Origin of the sequence: Pseudomonas sp. PA-5-4B (assembly GCF_021606215.1) — a bacterium.
In the GTDB taxonomy this organism is placed as follows: Bacteria; Pseudomonadota; Gammaproteobacteria; order Pseudomonadales; family Pseudomonadaceae; genus Aquipseudomonas; species Aquipseudomonas edaphica.
In genome coordinates, this window is the sequence record NZ_WKDB01000104.1 from 1 (window position 1) to 16,580 (window position 16,580).

Here is a 16,580-nt window from a genome sequence, read left to right on the forward strand (position 1 = left end):
CTACTAAAGACTATGTGGTTTTCGATGGTAAACTTCACCGTCGTGAAAAAATAAGGCAAGCGCTAAACGATGACCTCGCTGACTGATACTTCTGAAGCCGCAACCGAAACTCCTGCGACTTTGTCTTCGCTAGCCCCTAACCCAATTTTCAACTTCAGTCCATCGGACACTTTTGCCATCGTTGCAATGCAAGTGGCAAAGGGCAAAAAAGTTGAGCACCGTCGCATCGAAATACCAGAGCAGTTCCACGCCTGTCCTATTTTTCGTGCTCAACTTCATTATTTCAACAGCGGCGAATGTAAAAGTAACTCGCTCACAGACGCATACCATAGGATTTTGAGATTTAATATCCTTGCGGAATGGGCAGTAACCGAGTATCCACATGCTAAAGTATTACCTGCGGCAGTCATGCAGGATCTGGGACACCATTTGCGTACGGTGAAAAAATCTCAGTTGAATACCATCTGCGTATACATGTCAATTTATCGCACAGCCTTCGATAATTTCCTAGACCATGCATATGGCAATCCAGCCTTAGCCGACGCGGCTGCAGCTGTGCGTGAAGCTGTTGTTTACATCCCATCTGTTTCAAACCGCGCCGGTCAAGCAACTCCAAGCTTAGGTCAGATTACTAATCAGCCTGAAAAAGATGAATTGAAGATTGTGAGATCGACGATTCATTTTTGCTGCCGTTTTCTCCACGAGATGAATGAGCAGCGTCTGGAGTTGCTCGGCGATGAAAATGTCATGCGCCAACTTGCCATTATGCTTAATGAATGTGATGGCGATTACGAAAAACTTAGATACAGCACCACCAAGACAACCCGCAGCACTGTCTATAAAGCTATTGCTGGTGCAATTTTGGAAAGCGGCAACCTCCGCCTTAAGGAGCGACTTCTCCATAATCGTACAGAATTCAGCTACGATCAAATCGAAAACAACTCGGCTCTGACAATTGAGGAGGCGAATCGTCTGATCAAATCGGGCCTTCGTGTAACCGGGTCGTTGGACATATACCCCGAGAATAACGCTCACAAGTTGCATTTCAATAACATCGACTATCTGTATCTTATAAAGCATACGCCCTGCGAAGAGGTTGCATTTGCATGGCTGCTAGCCACAGATAGGGTACAACTATCTGGCGTCACGGATATGCGACAAGGGGATTTAAGAATTACCCCAAGTGTCGCCTCGCCTATTTACACCAAGAATCGGAGCGAACAGTCAATTCGCGACGTACCGATGCATTACTCAAAGTCTATGCAATATCATGCTTATGCTGTATTTGACGAATTGAAGACCAGCTTCTATAGGCGCTTCCCCGAAACTGGCGATTTTATGTTCGATCTGCCAGTGACAGGCAACCTTCAGGGCGTCGACAGCGTGCTGTATAGACCCTTAGTAATGGCCGCTTTCCCACAAACGCTACAATATCAGTGCTTATACAAAGAAGATTCTGAGATAGAGACTTTCGCGGATATCGTACGCCGTGTTGCCATGAACAACCGCCCTATCTGGGACAATAAAAAGCGGCGACATGAAAATGCTGCGCTGGGTATCACCGGTGAGAATCCTACCCCTGCTAAGCGGCAGACAATCAGTATCACTGCAATCGCTCAATCGCGTGCAATCCTTGACACTGATGGTGGCAATCCGGAAAACGAGGCGTTTGAAAAATATTCCCAAGAAGTGGTCGGCGCCGATGCGACCGCCCACTCCCCTGGAGTAAAACAGGTTGTATATTTGAATTCCAGCGAGACTAAATATCGCCTGAATAAAAGAGCATTGTTCGCAACGAACGTCGGACACCTTATGGTAGAAGATGCGCGCAAGGTACAAGCAGCTATTCGCGACGAAGCCCTGATTAGCGTCACAGATCTAAAAGTAATGCTTGGTTGGGCGCTAGAAAAAGACGACACCAGCGAAATGGAAGAGTTTGACGCACTGTTGCTTTCTGCTCAACGTGCCGGCTATACGATTTCGCCTTTTGGACAGCTTGAAAAAGATAGCAAGACATTCATCATTACGAATGCCATTACTGCCGCATTGCTTATGGGTTACCGAGATGAATGCATTACCCAGATGAAGAATCTCTCCGTTGAGGATGAGTTAAAAGCTTTCTCAATCGCGATGCAGGCTGCATACACGGAAGAAGCTCTTGAAAAATTTGACATCAAAACCATCTCGGAGGGAATGGAGATGCTGAAGAAGTACACCTTCCCTACTCCGGTCATCAGGTAAATAAGCGATGCATAATACTGAGGCTAAAACCCTGACTTCTCCGCTAATCACCATGGCGACAGAAGATCCTGAAAAACAGAATAAATTTGGAGATGAATTATTTCAAATCCAAGATCCACAGACTGGCCTATTTTATACCGTCAGCTTCGTGTGGAAATGCTCCATGCAGAAAAGGCTATATGCGCAAATGTACTTCATGGCGGGCGATATTTCCCGAGGTTATGCAGACGATAAAGGCCGCATTGTTGTAAGCAGTCTTTCAAGCGCCCGACAAGAAATTGCGTACCTACGCGAGATTTGTGAGTATTGGGAAGTAAATTTCCCAAATCGGCCTCTCCAGTCCCTTTCAAGACTCGAGATACAAATGATGCTTCGTACCCTCATGGTTAAGAAGGAGAACAATGGGGTCGGAGGCATGATTCTTGGTGTCTCTACAATGACTATGGTTTGCAAAATCATTGATCGCACGAACAATTTGCTTCATTCCGGAAAGCTGGTGGACGGCGTCACTCATCGAATGACCGGCCCGTTCAAGAAAAGCACAATGGAGCCTTTGCTCAATGAGCTTGAAGTCGATTACGCGACCTGGAGTAAGGGAGGGAGTTACGGCTCTATACCCATGACTTGCGCCTCGTTGATGCTTGCGGAAGCTATTACCCAAATAGAATCAGATGAGGCGAAAATCGCGTCCATTTTTTTCACGCAATGGCGCGATGAAAAAACCAAAATTTCCAGTTGGTTTGGTGAGAAAGACCGACTCGCGCTGTATCGACGAATGCAGTCTCCAGATTATGTATTGTCCAGATTTGAAAGGGGCTGGGCAGCGTCTGCCGCGAAACTTGGAGCAGCCATTGATATAGCGACCAAAGCGCATCACGCGGCCTTACCTTGGAAAACGCAGGGAGAGCTCAGCGACTTTTGCGCCGAGCTTACAAAGGCCGCGCTGGTTGTTATCACGCTACTGAGTGGATTTCGGATCGTTGAAATCAACGGAATGCGGCTTAAAGATTACCAACAAGAACCAGATGGATCTTGGTGGTTCACATCCGAGAATCCTAAAACAGAATCAGGATTTGCTCACCCCAGGTCTCTGCACGGGCTTGCCGCAGAAGCAGCAACGCTTATGAAGAACTTATCGGCAGTTGATACCGACAAATTTGACCTGCCTTTACTGCACCGCGCATATAGGTCGGAGGGCTTCTTCGTAGCGCGCGGTATTGGCAAATTCAGCGATGAACACTGGCTCGCTGATGCAGGTTTTACAACCAACGGCTTGAGGAAGTGGTTTAAGGCGTTCTACCAGATCTTTGTGGTAGAGAAATATCCTGAAGCCGGCGCAATTCATAGTGAAGTATCGCCCCACCAAGCGCGTCATACCTTCGCTGAATTTGCCCTGCGCAGATTTGATGGCAATGTCATGGAAAAGATTCGTGAGCATTTTCGCCATTCTTACGGCTCATTTCATACCCGACGCTATACCCGAGAAAAGCTCAGTGAATCCGTTCGAATCAGTATGGAACGCGATTATGCCAAAGAGATAATGGGGCGGATTGCTAATGGCAAGCTGGACGACCGCTTCTATGGGCCGGCAGCAAAACGCATTGATAAGGAAATGGCGGAGATTTCGGTACTCACGGGTACCGAATTCGATAATCGCTTGAATGAATTGGCGAATGACTTTGTTCGGTTTACCGCGTTTGAATGGGGCTACTGCGCTTTACGTGGTAATGAACAACATATCGCCAAATGCCACGACCCAAAAACCGGCATCCCTAACGTCGACCAGCGCAGCGCGCCAGAAGTCTGTGCGGGCTGCCCACATAGCATGAACAATAATCTGCAGAAGCAGGAGCTTGAGCGCACGGCAATCTCGCATCAATTCATTGCAGAAAATCACCCCCTCAAGGCAATCGGGAATATGAGCGGTGAAGTCGTTCGTAAAATTGAGCGCCGGCTGGAAGAAAAGGTACTGGCATGAAATTCAGTCTTAGCCAGTATTCCAACGTTGCAGCAGCGCCCGAAGTACCTGAATGGGTTAACTCGACAACGAAGCGAAACCTTTTTCACCAGGTGTGCAAGGCATTTGAAAATATCAAGACATTGATGGAGGCCGGCGACAATCTCGGCATCAAAGACCGAAGGATTGTGGCTCGTAACATTGCCAAGGACAGCGGCGTTCACGACAGCTTGCTGAACAAACGCCGGCAGCCGGAAATCCACGACCTGATAGTACAAAAGAATGCGGAGCTCGAAGAACTGTGGAGCAGTCTCTCAGCGGCCAGATACACCTCAGGAAGAAAGCGCACAAAGAAGGTAATACAGAGTGAACTTCGCTCTCAAACAGCCGAGATTGAGCGCCTTACCAACCTTCGGCTTTCTGAGGCCCTCACGGAGGCCATATCCAACCAGATGGTTGATAGCCACCGAAGCCTCATAACAACCATCGAATATCTGAAAGCTGAGAATGCCGAGCTTCAGATCCGCAATGGCGAATTGAGCAAGCAGCTTCGTCAGATGATGAAGGCGCTCAACAATATCAAAAGCCAATAGTCATAATTCCGCAGCACTAAGATACTCGGAATAGCTCTATGGTTGTTTACAAGCCTATAGAGCATATAAACATATCAATACAGCTGGAGAGTCTGCATAGCAGCGTCTTGCTCAAAGCGGCCTCCATCGCATCGGAATAACTTCTGGGATGAATGGCGTTTAGGTAACAACGTATAAACACAACCACGCCCATCAGCCGCAATTGATCGATTTCCGCTCGATAATATGAATGGCGTGTCCACATGAAGCGCCGCACCATCTTGAGCAAGAACGCGCCCCGAAACGTTTTCGTCACATCAAGATATTTCAATCGGCCAGTCTGGATCAAGTATACGACTCGTATAGGTAAGCGCTAGGCGCGTTACCCCAACCTTCAATACAATTGATAATTCAATGCGGATAATTGACTCTGCATAGACGACAGGAGAATAAACATGCGGGTTCCTATCTATCCCGTAGATCTTAATCCCGGCAGCGGGTTTACTAGGATTGCAGAATCGTTAAAGCGCGATTGGCCAGGTGAAAAGGCAATCGAGATCTCCGAGGCGCAGAATCTGCTCGCCAAGTGCTTAGGGTATTCTGATTACCGTCAGGTCAGATCAACAACGCCAGCTGAAGGCGCGGCCTATCCGTCCCTAGCAACCGTGGTAGCCCACTGCATGAAGACCCTTTCTTCTGAATTGATTGGTGGTGGTCGGGCTAAATTTTTCGACCTCGGTCGACTTCAGGCGCAGGTTACCGATTGGCCATTCTTGCAATTAAGCGTCTACCGTGACCATTACGGCCACTCTGATAATCATGTGGTCAGCCAGGCAGTAAATGCCGAACTAATTGAGGCGTTCTTGTCCGCTCAGAAGACTAGGCCTACCCAAGGCACCACCGAACTCTCCATTGAGACACTTCAGTCAATGACTGGGCATAAGCCGGCGAACTTGACCTTGGTGTACGCGGAAACTTCGATGGGCGCATGTCTCGATGAATCGTTTGATAGTGACATTCATGATTCAGCTTTCCCTAATGGAGAATCGGTTGAGTGCGGGACATCAACCCATCGGACGCTCCATTGAGCATTTAAAAATCTTTGACTGAGTGCAAAATCGCCCGTTCGCATCTCTGCCCGGGCGACTTCGCATGATGCGCGCAGGGCAAACGCAGCCGTTGCTTACTGATTTGAGCATCGCTCCGTACCGCAATAGGAACGCAAACAGGTTTAAAACAATTATTCAAAGCTACGGTGGGAATTCCCGGAATCGTATGAGTGTCGACTTCAAAACCCGCATCGTCTCTCACCGGAATATAAAATTGACGACTTCAAGCCCATGTGTGGCCTTGCACGGACGACAGGCAGCGTAATTTGAAAGCTTGGGTATACAATATGCGGCCCTGATTTGTAGTTCGATCAATAATGAAAAAGCTGCTTTACGTATTAGCCCTGTCCTTCTCCACTATCAATCCTGCCCTTTCAAATCCCCCCTCCACCTTCTCCGAAGCCAAAGTCATAGCCAAGCAGAAGGTTTATCTAGATCAGGCAAATAGCACTGAAGGCGACCTGTACTGCGGCTGCAAATGGACTTGGGTCGGTAAGTCTGGTGGTCACATTGACGCTGACTCCTGTGGACTTCAAGCCCGTAAGCAAGAAACCCGCGCGGAGCGTACTGAGTGGGAACACATTGTTCCAGCATGGACTTTTGGCCATCAGCGACAATGCTGGCAGAGCGGTGGACGCGAATACTGCGTCAGCAATGACCCTGTTTTTAAGGCAATGGAAGCCGATCTGTTCAACCTCTACCCTGCGGTTGGAGAGGTCAATGGCGACCGCAGCAATTTCAATTATGGAATGGCTACCCAGGTCGCACCACAGTATGGACAGTGCAAAACCAAAGTCGATTTCGAGCAGCGGACGGCTGAACCCCGAGACGAAGTGAAGGGTTTGGTAGCAAGGACAACCTTCTACATGTTCGACCGGTACAACCTTAATATGTCTCGCCAGCAGCAACAGCTATTAATGGCATGGGACAAGCAATTCCCAGTTACCTCCTGGGAACAGGAGCGAAATAAACGTATCACCGCGATCATGGGGCATCCCAACCCTTTTGTGACTCAAGAACGCAGTTGGACTCAGGGCTATAAGACTGTGGGCGACGGAGTAGCCATCGGCCTTACGGCAAAGTCGGTGCAATCACAAAAACCGACATCGGTTTCCCGCTCCACATCAGTTGGTAGCATCATCGGCAATAGTAAAAGCCATGTTTACCATCTACCTGAAGGTTGCCCAAGCTACGACAAGGTGTCCTCGAAGAACCAGGTAACCTTCGACTCAGAATCCGCTGCTAAATCTGCGGGCTACCGAAAGGCAGGGAACTGTAAATGAAACAGCAGACTGAATGACCACGACAAACGAATACACTGCCCCGTTCCTACAATCCGGCGACACGGCAGTTCTCTTCGACGGCACATGCAAGCTCTGCAACGGGTGGGCTAGGTTCATCATCCAATATGACAAGGCTCACCGAATTCAGCTCGCTGCGGTTCAGTCGCCTGAGGGCCAAGAGCTTTTGAGGTGGGCCGGACTGCCGCAGGACAAATTCAACACCATTGTTCTCATCTCAAACAACAAGGTGTCCATACGTTCTGAGGCGATGTTCGAGATTTTAGGTCGCCTAAATGCCCCGTGGCGCTGGCTCACGGCTGCACGTGTTGTACCAGCAGCAACGCGAGATTGGATGTACGACAAAATCGCGGTAAATCGCTATCGGTTGTTTGGTCAGTACGACTCCACCCACCTTCCAGCGGCAGATCACGATAAGCGCTTTTTGAAAGCAAACGTCGCATTGGTTCACTAGACCTCAGATTCAGGCGTCAGAGTCGGTGATATATGATCGAACGCATGGTCTTTTCGCTTTCCACTTTACAGATATCGCGAATGCCTTCTATTGCTGAAGGGGGCCTTCGCGTCTCTGCAGCAACTGAACAAAAAATCCTCGCTCCAGCTCAAGTTTCACCAAAACACACCGTTTTCAATTGTATATACACGGTGAGAAATCAGCCTTGACCCAATCAATGCCTTCATCCATTCAGATTCTGCGGGGAGCGATATCGTTTCCCGACACGATCCTGGGCAACCGTCAGCGGAGAACCTGGGAACGACTGATTAGTTACATTGAGTCATCCGACTCACCTTCCGCATTCGATAAGGCAGCATCCTACGTCGAAGGCTATGTGCACGCGCTCGTCGATAGTGACCAGATCCACGTTTCTATCGAACGAGATCTGTTGATCATCGAAACGGTCGACGCCTGGCGATGCACCCGTACCGAATCGAACACTTCGCCTTATCTGAACGCCCCAGGAAAACCATGACTTCCTTTTTTAAACGCTACGCCGACGGCGGAACATCAGACCTACACATCCATATGCCGCAGCGTCTTCTGCCCACGACCGTCAGTCATTGTCCCATCGAGGTCTTAGTGGGCCACTGGGAAAAGTATCTCGTAGATCCCTCCTCCGCTCATGAGCATTGTCCATGGGCAGCGCGATTCGTTATGGGCATGCCCGTGCCAACCTGGTCGCGCGGGCTTGAATGGAACATCGGACAGAAGTCTCGCTTCATCTCAGCAGTATGGTCAGGTGGGGATCTGGGGAGCTACCTCACGAATGACTGGTACGAGCCAGAGATCGCTGGCAGGGCATTGGCCGAAAACAGCGAGATTCTGGTTGATGGTCAGCAACGGCTTCACAGCCTTGAAGAGTATTTCTTCGACCGCCTTGCAGTCCCAGACGCGCAAGGACAGCCGAGGATTTGGTCTGAGCTCGGCAACGGCGAAAGGAGACGCTTTCTGTCGACGATCTTTACCCATGTCAGGGTGTCGACTGGTGACGAGGTGGCATTGCGCGGGACATACGATCTTTGCGCGCTGGGCGTAGTGCCTCGGTCATTTGATCAACGAGCTGTTCGGTAACTTTTAATCAAGGCGGTCGGGCGTATCCCTTCGGGATCGGCTGTCGTAAACCGAGCCCCGCTATGCTGGGTCTCGGCCCTTCGGGCTTCCATCCTTACGCTTTTCGACCATCCTGGCCTGCGCGCTCCGCTTACTTGGAAAACCTTCATCAGATTTCCTAGACAACCAATTATATCTAATCGAATCACTAAATGTATGAACCGCATATAGTAAGCCGGCCAAAATGAGCTCTACATTAAAGAAATTTAGAGCTATAAGTTTCATCCCCCATTACCATATGTAACAGATAGGCAAATACATCATCATTAGACCTAGAATTGAAAAGATCAAACAAATTTGGATTAACAAAAAACCTCACCAGCACCTTCCGTGCAACCTCATCACAGTGTGATGCAAGCACGTCGAGCTCTGGAACACTTTTATCAAGAACATCCCCATGTACCGCCATAGATCTGACCGTATAAGCTTTTTTAGTAAGACGATATATCTCCAATCGCTCAAATGAAGTTCCGCCGATAAAAAACGCAAGTCGCTGTGAAAGCTGATGAGCAAGCTCAACTTTGTCCGTGCTAAAAATAGATTCAAATAGACTGCAGTAGCTGGAAATTTTAAATCCTAAGTCCCTGTGATTCCTGGCTGCTTGCAAATGCATCATTGCAATATTTATACGCCCTCTGGACTTCCGCAGCCCCGTTCTCGCAGGCATTGCCTGCTCACGAATACTTTCCACAGCAACAGGACTATTCTCTAAGAGAGAGCTCAAATCCCGACTGGACAACTTCAAATCTAAATTCCCACCTGTAGCCGCCGAGTTAAAAACTGGCAAACAATTGACAGATGTGATATCAGGTTTTTTCTGAAGAGCAAAAGCTTGCTGACAGTTGACACTATTATCAACTCGTATCCAGAGCTCAACCAAAAAGCTTTGAACCTCGCGAAGAAAATCAGTTAATTCATCATCAATATTTATTGGCTCCACATACTTTCTAACTGAATACAACACCGGGCGACCTGAAACTAAATGTGTATACTCCAGCACTCCAATATTAAGTGCATGGACGCGACCGATCAGATTTTTAATATATGCAATATCATTTGTTAGAACCAAACCACCCTCGAACCCCACACTCGTTGAAACCTTACCTTCAACGATTAGATAGTCCAAAGCCGTGACAAAAACAATTTCCACCTCACTTTCTCGCATTTTCATTATTTACCCAGCACAACTATTTAAATTAGGGCGCCAAACCATCATTACCGCTTCGAAGGTTCAGGGCACTCGTGAACTGTATTCATTCTTTCAGGTGACGTCTAGGTATATATAACATAACTTTACTAATCCGATAAAACTAAAGTTTCAGCCAAAAGAAAAATCAGCTTTGCTGATCGATATTCTGAATCTAACCCCAACTCTCTCTCCAGTCATTATCGTACTCAGCACCCCGGCAGAGCACTTTCCTGTTTAACATCGTCAGTTGTGGATCCGAGGTGACTTGAATGGTCGACTCGCCCTGCTTTCATCCCCCCTGCACGCCGGTCGTGCCTAGGTCGTACCAAATCAGAGCTTCCAGCATCATGCTCTCCGACGCTACTGATATATGACTTAAGCTACTCCCGCCTAGACATTACCAGCTGCTCCCACATACTGGTCTCAAATCATTCAGATGAGGCTAGGCTAATGGGATGGATTTTTTGGAAAGACAATCGCCCTGCCTGGGTGCAGACAGAAGAACGTGAGTTCATCAAGGCGGTGAACAGCCTGAAAACTCTGCAGACTACCCCCAGAGGCGGTATGAGAATCGACCCTGAAGAACTCAGAGATCAGATCCTTACGTCACGAGAAAGGTACAAAGCACTGGTGAAGAGGTAGCGATGCCGCAGGGTCAACTGGCTTGGTATCTTAGCTCAGCTGTTCAAGCAGGGGCGGTATTATTGCGTGCCCTGCGGGGAATGCCTGTCGTGAACCCAGCCTTGGCAAAGCCCGCGTCTCGGCCATTGGGCTTCCATCCTGCGCTCCGCTTGCCATGCAAACCCAACCGCGTAATCACCGCGCCCGGCTCTAGCAGTTACGCTCCGCGCACAAAACCCGCAGCGTAAGAAAATCTGCGTGAGCATTCGCACCTGCAAGTTCAATACAGATGAGGGCAAATCGGGCAGGCGCCACTGTGAAGGTTGGGCAGGAGCAGGGAGCGCTGACTTGCGGATGTCCAGACGCTACTTGGGATCGTAGGACGACTATGATGCAGGGCAGCTTGAGCGAGACTCAAGGTTGACTAGGAGCCCTTCCTTTCTTTCTAGCCTGCAACACTTCAACGTCAGGCAATAGCATACAAGTTTATATGGCAGTCGACTGAAACCTGTTACGCAAATTATAGTGGAGGGTGGGAATGGTTGGCTACCTATCACCGAGGTGATAGACCAGGGAGAAATTTGGTTTCCAAAAAAAATGCTCAGGTAGTTTATAAACCGTGCGCATTGCCCGAAATGATGCCTCGTTTGCAAAAATTAACCTTCATGCGCTGCGATGATGTGTCTTGCTCGTTCAAAAAGCTCATCGTATGTCACTATCTCGGGGTGGATTGTATTTCTACGGAATAACTCGAAGCTCCTGAGATGCTCACGATTGACGCCGTGCTCGCCAACAAACTGCTGTAGGGAACCAACCACCACAAATGCTCTCGGAGAGTAGTTGAAAACCTCTTCAGCGGTGGGATTACCGTTGTCGTCAGTCAGCCGCACGGACGCCATCAGAGTGTCTGCTGCGAGCGCGACAGTGCCCTGTATTTGAGCGACTGCGCCTGCGAGCTCATCCGAGGGCGCCCAACAGCCTTCTCGATACGACCTGCTCTTTAATAGGCGAGTTTTATGCGTTTTGATTTCGACAAAGCATAGGCTCGAAACCCAAGCTTTTGTTTTCAGAAGCGCATCTACTCTCTTCCCGGATTGAGCGACATCGTTACCTCTGACCGCTTGCTCTAGCTTCTTTCCATCAAGGCCGGACGCGTATATATAGCTAAGACCATAGCCAAATATCCAAGGATTTTTTTCAAAAAACCTTTGCCATAGTGCTTCCGGTGTACAGGCTTTCCTTGATTGTAATTTTTGGAAATAGTCATCATCCTCAAGTAGGCACTTGAAGACTTCAAGTTGTTTTTTTCGGTATCCAATTGCGACTACATCCTGCTTCGTTATTGAATTTTTTACGACTTCGGCAATTAGATCCTCATTTTCCGTGACTAGCTGTTGCGCCTGAAGAGACGTCAGAGCGATTCGTCTCAGCTCTGAGTCAGAAATATTGATCTGACCCCCGCCTTCAAACGCTACCGCTTGTATGTTGGCAAGAAACTCACAGAATCTACCAATCTCCTCTCCAACAAATGAGAAACCACTGCCATACGGCTGCCCACTAATCGAACTGAACTTTTGGACAGTTAGAACCTGAAGCTTCCGAGAGTCCTCGAGAAACTTTGCAGATATGTAAGTTGCGGCTTCAGGCTTGTGACGGAGCACAGCTTCGTCACGCTCCCGAACGTATTCATAGCCATCTGCAGAAGGCAGCACTTTGGAGGCGATTCGGATCAGCCGCAATTTATCACCAAAGGAGGGCAGCGCGCGGCTGATGTATGTCTTGCCCGGCTTCGGATTCTGATAGTTATCCATGTTCGAACCACTCGCGACTGATCGTAAACCGATGAGGGCTGTCAACAGCGCAACTGTCAGCCCTCGGTTCCGTGTGCTAGACCGCTCTGCGCGATTGTCACAATCAGATTACATTGTTCGAGGGCTCTTGGCTGTTGCTGCGACTGATATCCTTTTTGCGCCTAACCTGTACCATAAAGGAAGGACTTTTACTGCATTTGCATCCCGCAAGCCACGCTGTTAATCGTTTCCGTAGTCGGGCTCGTACTCTATTTCTCGCTCGTCTTGATCTGTGTATTCGTCCTCGAATCCTGCTGCTTCCATTTCTTCCACGCCATCCAGACGCAGCTCACAGGAAGGACAGAAGAACTCTACAGGAGCGAAGTACCTTTCTACTGTTTCGTAGCCACTCTCATAGTCTTGATCAATGACTTCTTCATGCACCTTGTCGCCGCCTAAAAACCCTGTGCATTCACACGCGGGGCATGTTATATCCCAATAGTTGTCCAGAAGGGAATACCTGAATGCTTCGCGATACGTATACCAATTAAATGCCTTGGACTGTTCCCGAAGCGCTTCTAGCTCTTTTTTACTTCGCTTTTTATCACTTGGACTTAAGAAGTCAGCATGGGCATTCGTGATCCGGTGTTTCGCCGCCTCTATCTTAATGTTTCGAAAATCACGTGCTAGGGCCGCCGGAATTTTCGAGTCGCTTCCCACCCAGTCCTCCAACTCTAAGCCCATTGATGTGAGGATGAGTTGTGCCGTAGACCAGAATTGACCTTCCCAATCATTGTCCACCATACCGGCGAATGCTGCTTGGCCCGAATGGAGCTCTATATTTCTGCGCGAGGAGATGTTTTCACATGCTTTCGCATGGGGTGTACCGAATTTCTCCACCGTATGCTTCAAACGAGCAAACACCACGTGAGCGCTGATGGTTTTGACCTTGCTATCCGTCTCGATACCGCATGACTCAAGAAGGCTATTGGTATTGTCGGTTTCCACCACCAAGCACGGGTGTATGTCAGCCAACTGTGCCTTGCCAAGAAGCTCTAAAGCCAATGCAGCCCAGATCTGGTAGACCTCAGTATCTTTTGATGCTTTCGCCTGCAGAGCTCGTGATGCGTAGAGTCGAGACTTACCAAGTAGTGCCTCAGCTGAAATAGCTGGAGATACTTCTTTGCGCGACTTTTTCGCACTGCTCTCTGCGTTATGCATCGTTAATATTCTCCATGACGGTTACCCTTAAGAGCTTGCGCTCTGCGCTTTCAATTGTAGCTGCTCGACGATGCAAAAAACGCCAGTTATCAAGGAGCAAAAAAGACCCGGCACACCACTCAATCGTGTGCTCATCTTCGGGCTGCTCATGGTCTAAAGCGCGCATGATCTCCTGTGCGCCTACATCCATTGGCGTCATACAACCGGGGTCATACCTGTAATAGCGATCAGAGTTACCCCTTGCTGTGGCGTAGAAACTGTTGCAACTGTTGGTAATCCTGAACACCGATGAACGAGCGGCTGTTGAGTTCAACGGTGCAAAGTTGTGACCTTCGCAGATATGCGTCTCACCAGCCTGCTGATCGGCCTCCAAGCAACCTATAACTAGATACCGAGGTGGCGTGCTCCAGTGAGCTCCATCAGTATGCCAAGGGAATTGGCTCATGCCGTAGCGGGCGCTGAGAGAGCGTGGGTTTGCCGCACACCTGTTCGTCGGAGCCAAATGGTCAATCAAAGGGCCTCGCTTGCGTGTTGCGCGCGGTTGTCCAAGGCCGTATGCGATGGCCATCGCTACTTGCTCCATCCTCTCGGTTCCAACGAGCGGCAGGTGAAGGCAGGCCCAACCGTTCGAGTACAAATTCGATTTAGCATCTTCGATCAGCTCAAACACTTCATTTCCTTGAGTGGAATCAGCTCAGGTGGGCTGGCTACGCAGCCAGAGTTAACGATATTAGAACCTCGCCACGGCGGTGCCGATGTTTTTTTTGTGACAATCACCGCACATACAAGCACATGGCCCACCAAATAAATGCCAGTTGGACTAGCTACACAATAGCTCATCTAGGTCTCGGCTATGAATCCACCTGGGATGAAGAACGCTTTCGACGCACTCCAGAATTTTCCAGCTAGTTGGTCGAATCTGATAGTAATGGCTCTGGGGCTGATTGCTTTCTCGGTTTACAGTTTCTCTGAAGCCTTCTGGCGCAAGATCAACATGGATGTGCCTGGTGTGCCGCGCACGGATTGATGAGAAACGGAAGTCTTACCGCCATGAGGAGCCTCACTCGCACCAAGGCCCCCATGTTGGCGGGTTATCTACGATATCGATGGACGTGCTGAGTTCGTCTTGCATGTGCTCGAAGACTTTGTCGAGACGCGGATGAGCTCTTGATTCTCGGAGTGCATTTACTAATTCCAGAAGCTCTCGGCCCTGGGCTAGCGGCGTCTGGATATCGCAGTACACCGTGTCATCGTCTTGTCCCATGCCCTCACCCGCTCAGTCTTTTTTAGATTTATTTCTTGCGGCCCGGTGCTGCTCCAGGTGTCGCATCTCTGCTTCCCAACTCGCCAGGAATTTATCCCAGCCTGAGGCGTATGGCCCATCGACCAACCTGGTCGACCCGATGCTTGCCTGATGGAAACGCTCCCTCCAGGGTTGCGGAATGGTATGTTCCAAGATGATGTCGATTCCGGAGTGATGACGCTCCACCGAGACAGAATTACGAACCTCAATGAGTTCGAGAGGCTTCTGAGTAGAGGACGTAGCGTTTAGATCTAGGTCGTCGAGCTCATCAAGGGTGGCAAGGAGCTCGGATGCAGTGGGATCGCCAGGACGGAGGCATGCAAGGGCCCACAGAACCCTTCTCCTGGTTCTTTCACGCTCGCGAAGTAAATCGCAGGTCATTTAAACCTCCTTTTGACAAGGAGCGGTGTTTTGGCGTGCCGCCTTCGGCGGGGGCTGTCGTGAACCGAGCCGTAACAAGCACGTCTCGGCCCTTCGGGCGTCCATCCCACACGCCTGCGCGCTCCGCTTGCCTTCTGAACTGCACGGTAAGAATAGTCCTGCGCAGCAAGACTTGATTCTGACTGCGCTCTCTAGCGAGGGGGCAAGCGTGGCGCATACCCCACCCACTGCAATCCTTTTTACTTATAAAACTTACTGAAGCGGCTCGAAAGAGTTGCTGGCTCAATGGTTTCCCAGCTTTCTGGATCCGCCGTAACGCTGAACATTAGCCAAGCCCGCCACAGAAAAAAAGCAGCGACCATAGTCGCTTCAATTGTCGCAAATACAGTAGTGTTATGCATGTAATTCGGATCATCTTTGCCAAAGAGCATCAGCACTGGAAATATTGATGCAAACCAGCCTGCAACGAATGTCAGGCAAAAAGCTATAGCAGCCGTAAACGCCATGAAAATAGGAACTTGATATCTGTAGTGAGTCGCGAACATTTTTTCGCCACTCTCTTTCTGAAGTCCATATATGAATCCGTCGTTTTCTTCTTTTTTACTTTTATTTTTAAAAACGCCGTACAACGTCACATTTTCGCCAGCTTCCAGTTCTTCGTAAAACTTATTCGTCAGCTGTAGTTTTGGTATCACGGCCCCATTAATACTGACATTAGCCTTATACCCTCCACTTATACGATCCGTATGCCGAACGTAATCGACTTTCCCAGAAAACTTCACGCAATCAAATTTCATTACTACCGATCCCTGCCTTCGCTTAAAAAACCGCATTCAGTTCATGCCAGGAAGCCTTCTATGATGGTTGCAGGTAGGCATGCGGAGGCTATCCAATGCACGCTCTATGGAGCGGCTCGCATCAAGGCCACCGAGCCATGTCCCACCACCCGCTCTCCTGATCAACCATCGCTCCTGACACCGTGGCGCCTTGATCGACGACCGCCTGACAAACCTAATGCCACGATAATATCACTATGATCTGTTTATCGAAACACGCTTGCCGTGGCTCTATCCTCAGTTTTGAGGATCCGACTCATGCATCTGAAAGAAGCGCTGGCAGGAGCATTGCGAGGAGCTCGTGCTCATCAGGGGTTGAGTTACGAAGAGTTGGCGGGGGCAACGCACAGAACGTACGTGGGGAAGCTTGAGCAAGCCAGAGCGAATGCGACGCTGGAGAAACTGGACGAGATCGCTGACTACCTAGGACTCGACCTTTTGACTATGGTC

Annotated in this window: 14 protein-coding genes and 1 pseudogene; 9 read left to right on the forward strand and 6 right to left on the reverse strand. The window is 49.3% G+C overall.

Going from position 1 to position 16,580, the window contains the following annotated elements; all coding sequences use genetic code 11:
- Nucleotides 1–69 precede the first annotated feature (69 nt).
- From GIW28_RS29095 to GIW28_RS29125, 7 genes are all read left to right on the forward strand, one after another.
- On the forward strand, nucleotides 70–2,241 hold the full coding sequence (locus tag GIW28_RS29095; RefSeq protein ID WP_236447238.1) for a hypothetical protein: 2,172 nt from the start codon (nucleotides 70–72) through the stop codon (nucleotides 2,239–2,241).
- 7 nt (nucleotides 2,242–2,248) lie between these two features.
- On the forward strand, nucleotides 2,249–4,219 hold the full coding sequence (locus GIW28_RS29100; RefSeq protein ID WP_236447237.1) for a hypothetical protein: 1,971 nt from the start codon (nucleotides 2,249–2,251) through the stop codon (nucleotides 4,217–4,219).
- Nucleotides 4,216–4,791, forward strand: coding sequence for a hypothetical protein (locus tag GIW28_RS29105; protein ID WP_236458921.1), 576 nt, complete (start codon nucleotides 4,216–4,218; stop codon nucleotides 4,789–4,791). The genes GIW28_RS29100 and GIW28_RS29105 overlap by 4 nt, the downstream gene beginning before the upstream one ends.
- Before the next feature lie 434 nt (nucleotides 4,792–5,225).
- The gene (locus GIW28_RS29110) at nucleotides 5,226–5,858 is read left to right on the forward strand and encodes a hypothetical protein (protein WP_236447235.1); all 633 of its coding nucleotides are present in this window, start codon (nucleotides 5,226–5,228) and stop codon (nucleotides 5,856–5,858) included.
- A gap of 338 nt (nucleotides 5,859–6,196) precedes the next feature.
- Entirely contained in the window at nucleotides 6,197–7,162 is a 966-nt protein-coding gene (locus GIW28_RS29115; protein ID WP_236447234.1) for an endonuclease, read from the forward strand.
- A gap of 13 nt (nucleotides 7,163–7,175) precedes the next feature.
- A complete protein-coding gene (locus GIW28_RS29120; RefSeq protein ID WP_236447233.1) occupies nucleotides 7,176–7,634 on the forward strand; it encodes a thiol-disulfide oxidoreductase DCC family protein in 459 nt (152 codons plus the stop codon).
- A gap of 513 nt (nucleotides 7,635–8,147) precedes the next feature.
- Complete coding sequence (locus tag GIW28_RS29125; RefSeq protein ID WP_236448246.1) at nucleotides 8,148–8,750, forward strand: DUF262 domain-containing protein; 603 nt, start codon at nucleotides 8,148–8,150, stop codon at nucleotides 8,748–8,750.
- Between the two features lie 235 nt (nucleotides 8,751–8,985).
- Here GIW28_RS29125 and GIW28_RS29130 read toward each other — a convergent pair whose 3' ends face one another.
- The 4 genes from GIW28_RS29130 to GIW28_RS29145 form a co-directional block, all read right to left on the reverse strand.
- Complete coding sequence (locus tag GIW28_RS29130; protein ID WP_236458922.1) at nucleotides 8,986–9,960, reverse strand: HEPN domain-containing protein; 975 nt, start codon at nucleotides 9,958–9,960, stop codon at nucleotides 8,986–8,988.
- Between the two features lie 1,295 nt (nucleotides 9,961–11,255).
- Complete coding sequence (locus tag GIW28_RS29135; RefSeq protein ID WP_236447940.1) at nucleotides 11,256–12,410, reverse strand: Shedu immune nuclease family protein; 1,155 nt, start codon at nucleotides 12,408–12,410, stop codon at nucleotides 11,256–11,258.
- Nucleotides 12,411–12,629: 219 nt separating this feature from the next.
- Nucleotides 12,630–13,610 carry a hypothetical protein gene (locus tag GIW28_RS29140; protein ID WP_236447939.1) on the reverse strand — a complete coding sequence of 327 codons (981 nt, stop codon included), beginning with the start codon at nucleotides 13,608–13,610 and terminating at the stop codon, nucleotides 12,630–12,632.
- On the reverse strand, nucleotides 13,603–14,280 hold the full coding sequence (locus GIW28_RS29145) for a TauD/TfdA family dioxygenase (RefSeq protein ID WP_236447938.1): 678 nt from the start codon (nucleotides 14,278–14,280) through the stop codon (nucleotides 13,603–13,605). Before GIW28_RS29145 ends, GIW28_RS29140 begins: the two co-directional genes overlap by 8 nt.
- A 180-nt stretch (nucleotides 14,281–14,460) precedes the next feature.
- Here GIW28_RS29145 and GIW28_RS29150 point away from each other — a divergent pair.
- Nucleotides 14,461–14,637, forward strand: a pseudogene (locus GIW28_RS29150) (DUF1206 domain-containing protein); the annotation flags it as partial.
- A gap of 33 nt (nucleotides 14,638–14,670) precedes the next feature.
- Here the strand turns inward: GIW28_RS29150 and GIW28_RS29155 are convergent.
- Entirely contained in the window at nucleotides 14,671–14,874 is a 204-nt protein-coding gene (locus GIW28_RS29155) for a hypothetical protein (RefSeq protein WP_236447937.1), read from the reverse strand.
- A gap of 659 nt (nucleotides 14,875–15,533) precedes the next feature.
- Nucleotides 15,534–16,091, reverse strand: coding sequence for a hypothetical protein (locus GIW28_RS29165; protein WP_236447935.1), 558 nt, complete (start codon nucleotides 16,089–16,091; stop codon nucleotides 15,534–15,536).
- A gap of 297 nt (nucleotides 16,092–16,388) precedes the next feature.
- Here GIW28_RS29165 and GIW28_RS29170 point away from each other — a divergent pair.
- On the forward strand, nucleotides 16,389–16,580 hold a 192-nt coding region (locus tag GIW28_RS29170), incomplete at its 3' end, for a helix-turn-helix domain-containing protein (protein WP_236490463.1).

Coding starts and splice junctions, on each gene's coding strand:
- GIW28_RS29095 (WP_236447238.1), top strand. CDS start 70: ATGACCTCGCTGACTGATACTTCTGAAGCCGCAACCGAAACTCCTGCG.
- GIW28_RS29100 (WP_236447237.1), top strand. CDS start 2,249: ATGCATAATACTGAGGCTAAAACCCTGACTTCTCCGCTAATCACCATG.
- GIW28_RS29105 (WP_236458921.1), top strand. CDS start 4,216: ATGAAATTCAGTCTTAGCCAGTATTCCAACGTTGCAGCAGCGCCCGAA.
- GIW28_RS29110 (WP_236447235.1), top strand. CDS start 5,226: ATGCGGGTTCCTATCTATCCCGTAGATCTTAATCCCGGCAGCGGGTTT.
- GIW28_RS29115 (WP_236447234.1), top strand. CDS start 6,197: ATGAAAAAGCTGCTTTACGTATTAGCCCTGTCCTTCTCCACTATCAAT.
- GIW28_RS29120 (WP_236447233.1), top strand. CDS start 7,176: ATGACCACGACAAACGAATACACTGCCCCGTTCCTACAATCCGGCGAC.
- GIW28_RS29125 (WP_236448246.1), top strand. CDS start 8,148: ATGACTTCCTTTTTTAAACGCTACGCCGACGGCGGAACATCAGACCTA.
- GIW28_RS29130 (WP_236458922.1), bottom strand. CDS start 9,960: ATGAAAATGCGAGAAAGTGAGGTGGAAATTGTTTTTGTCACGGCTTTG.
- GIW28_RS29135 (WP_236447940.1), bottom strand. CDS start 12,410: ATGGATAACTATCAGAATCCGAAGCCGGGCAAGACATACATCAGCCGC.
- GIW28_RS29140 (WP_236447939.1), bottom strand. CDS start 13,610: ATGCATAACGCAGAGAGCAGTGCGAAAAAGTCGCGCAAAGAAGTATCT.
- GIW28_RS29155 (WP_236447937.1), bottom strand. CDS start 14,874: ATGGGACAAGACGATGACACGGTGTACTGCGATATCCAGACGCCGCTA.
- GIW28_RS29165 (WP_236447935.1), bottom strand. CDS start 16,091: ATGAAATTTGATTGCGTGAAGTTTTCTGGGAAAGTCGATTACGTTCGG.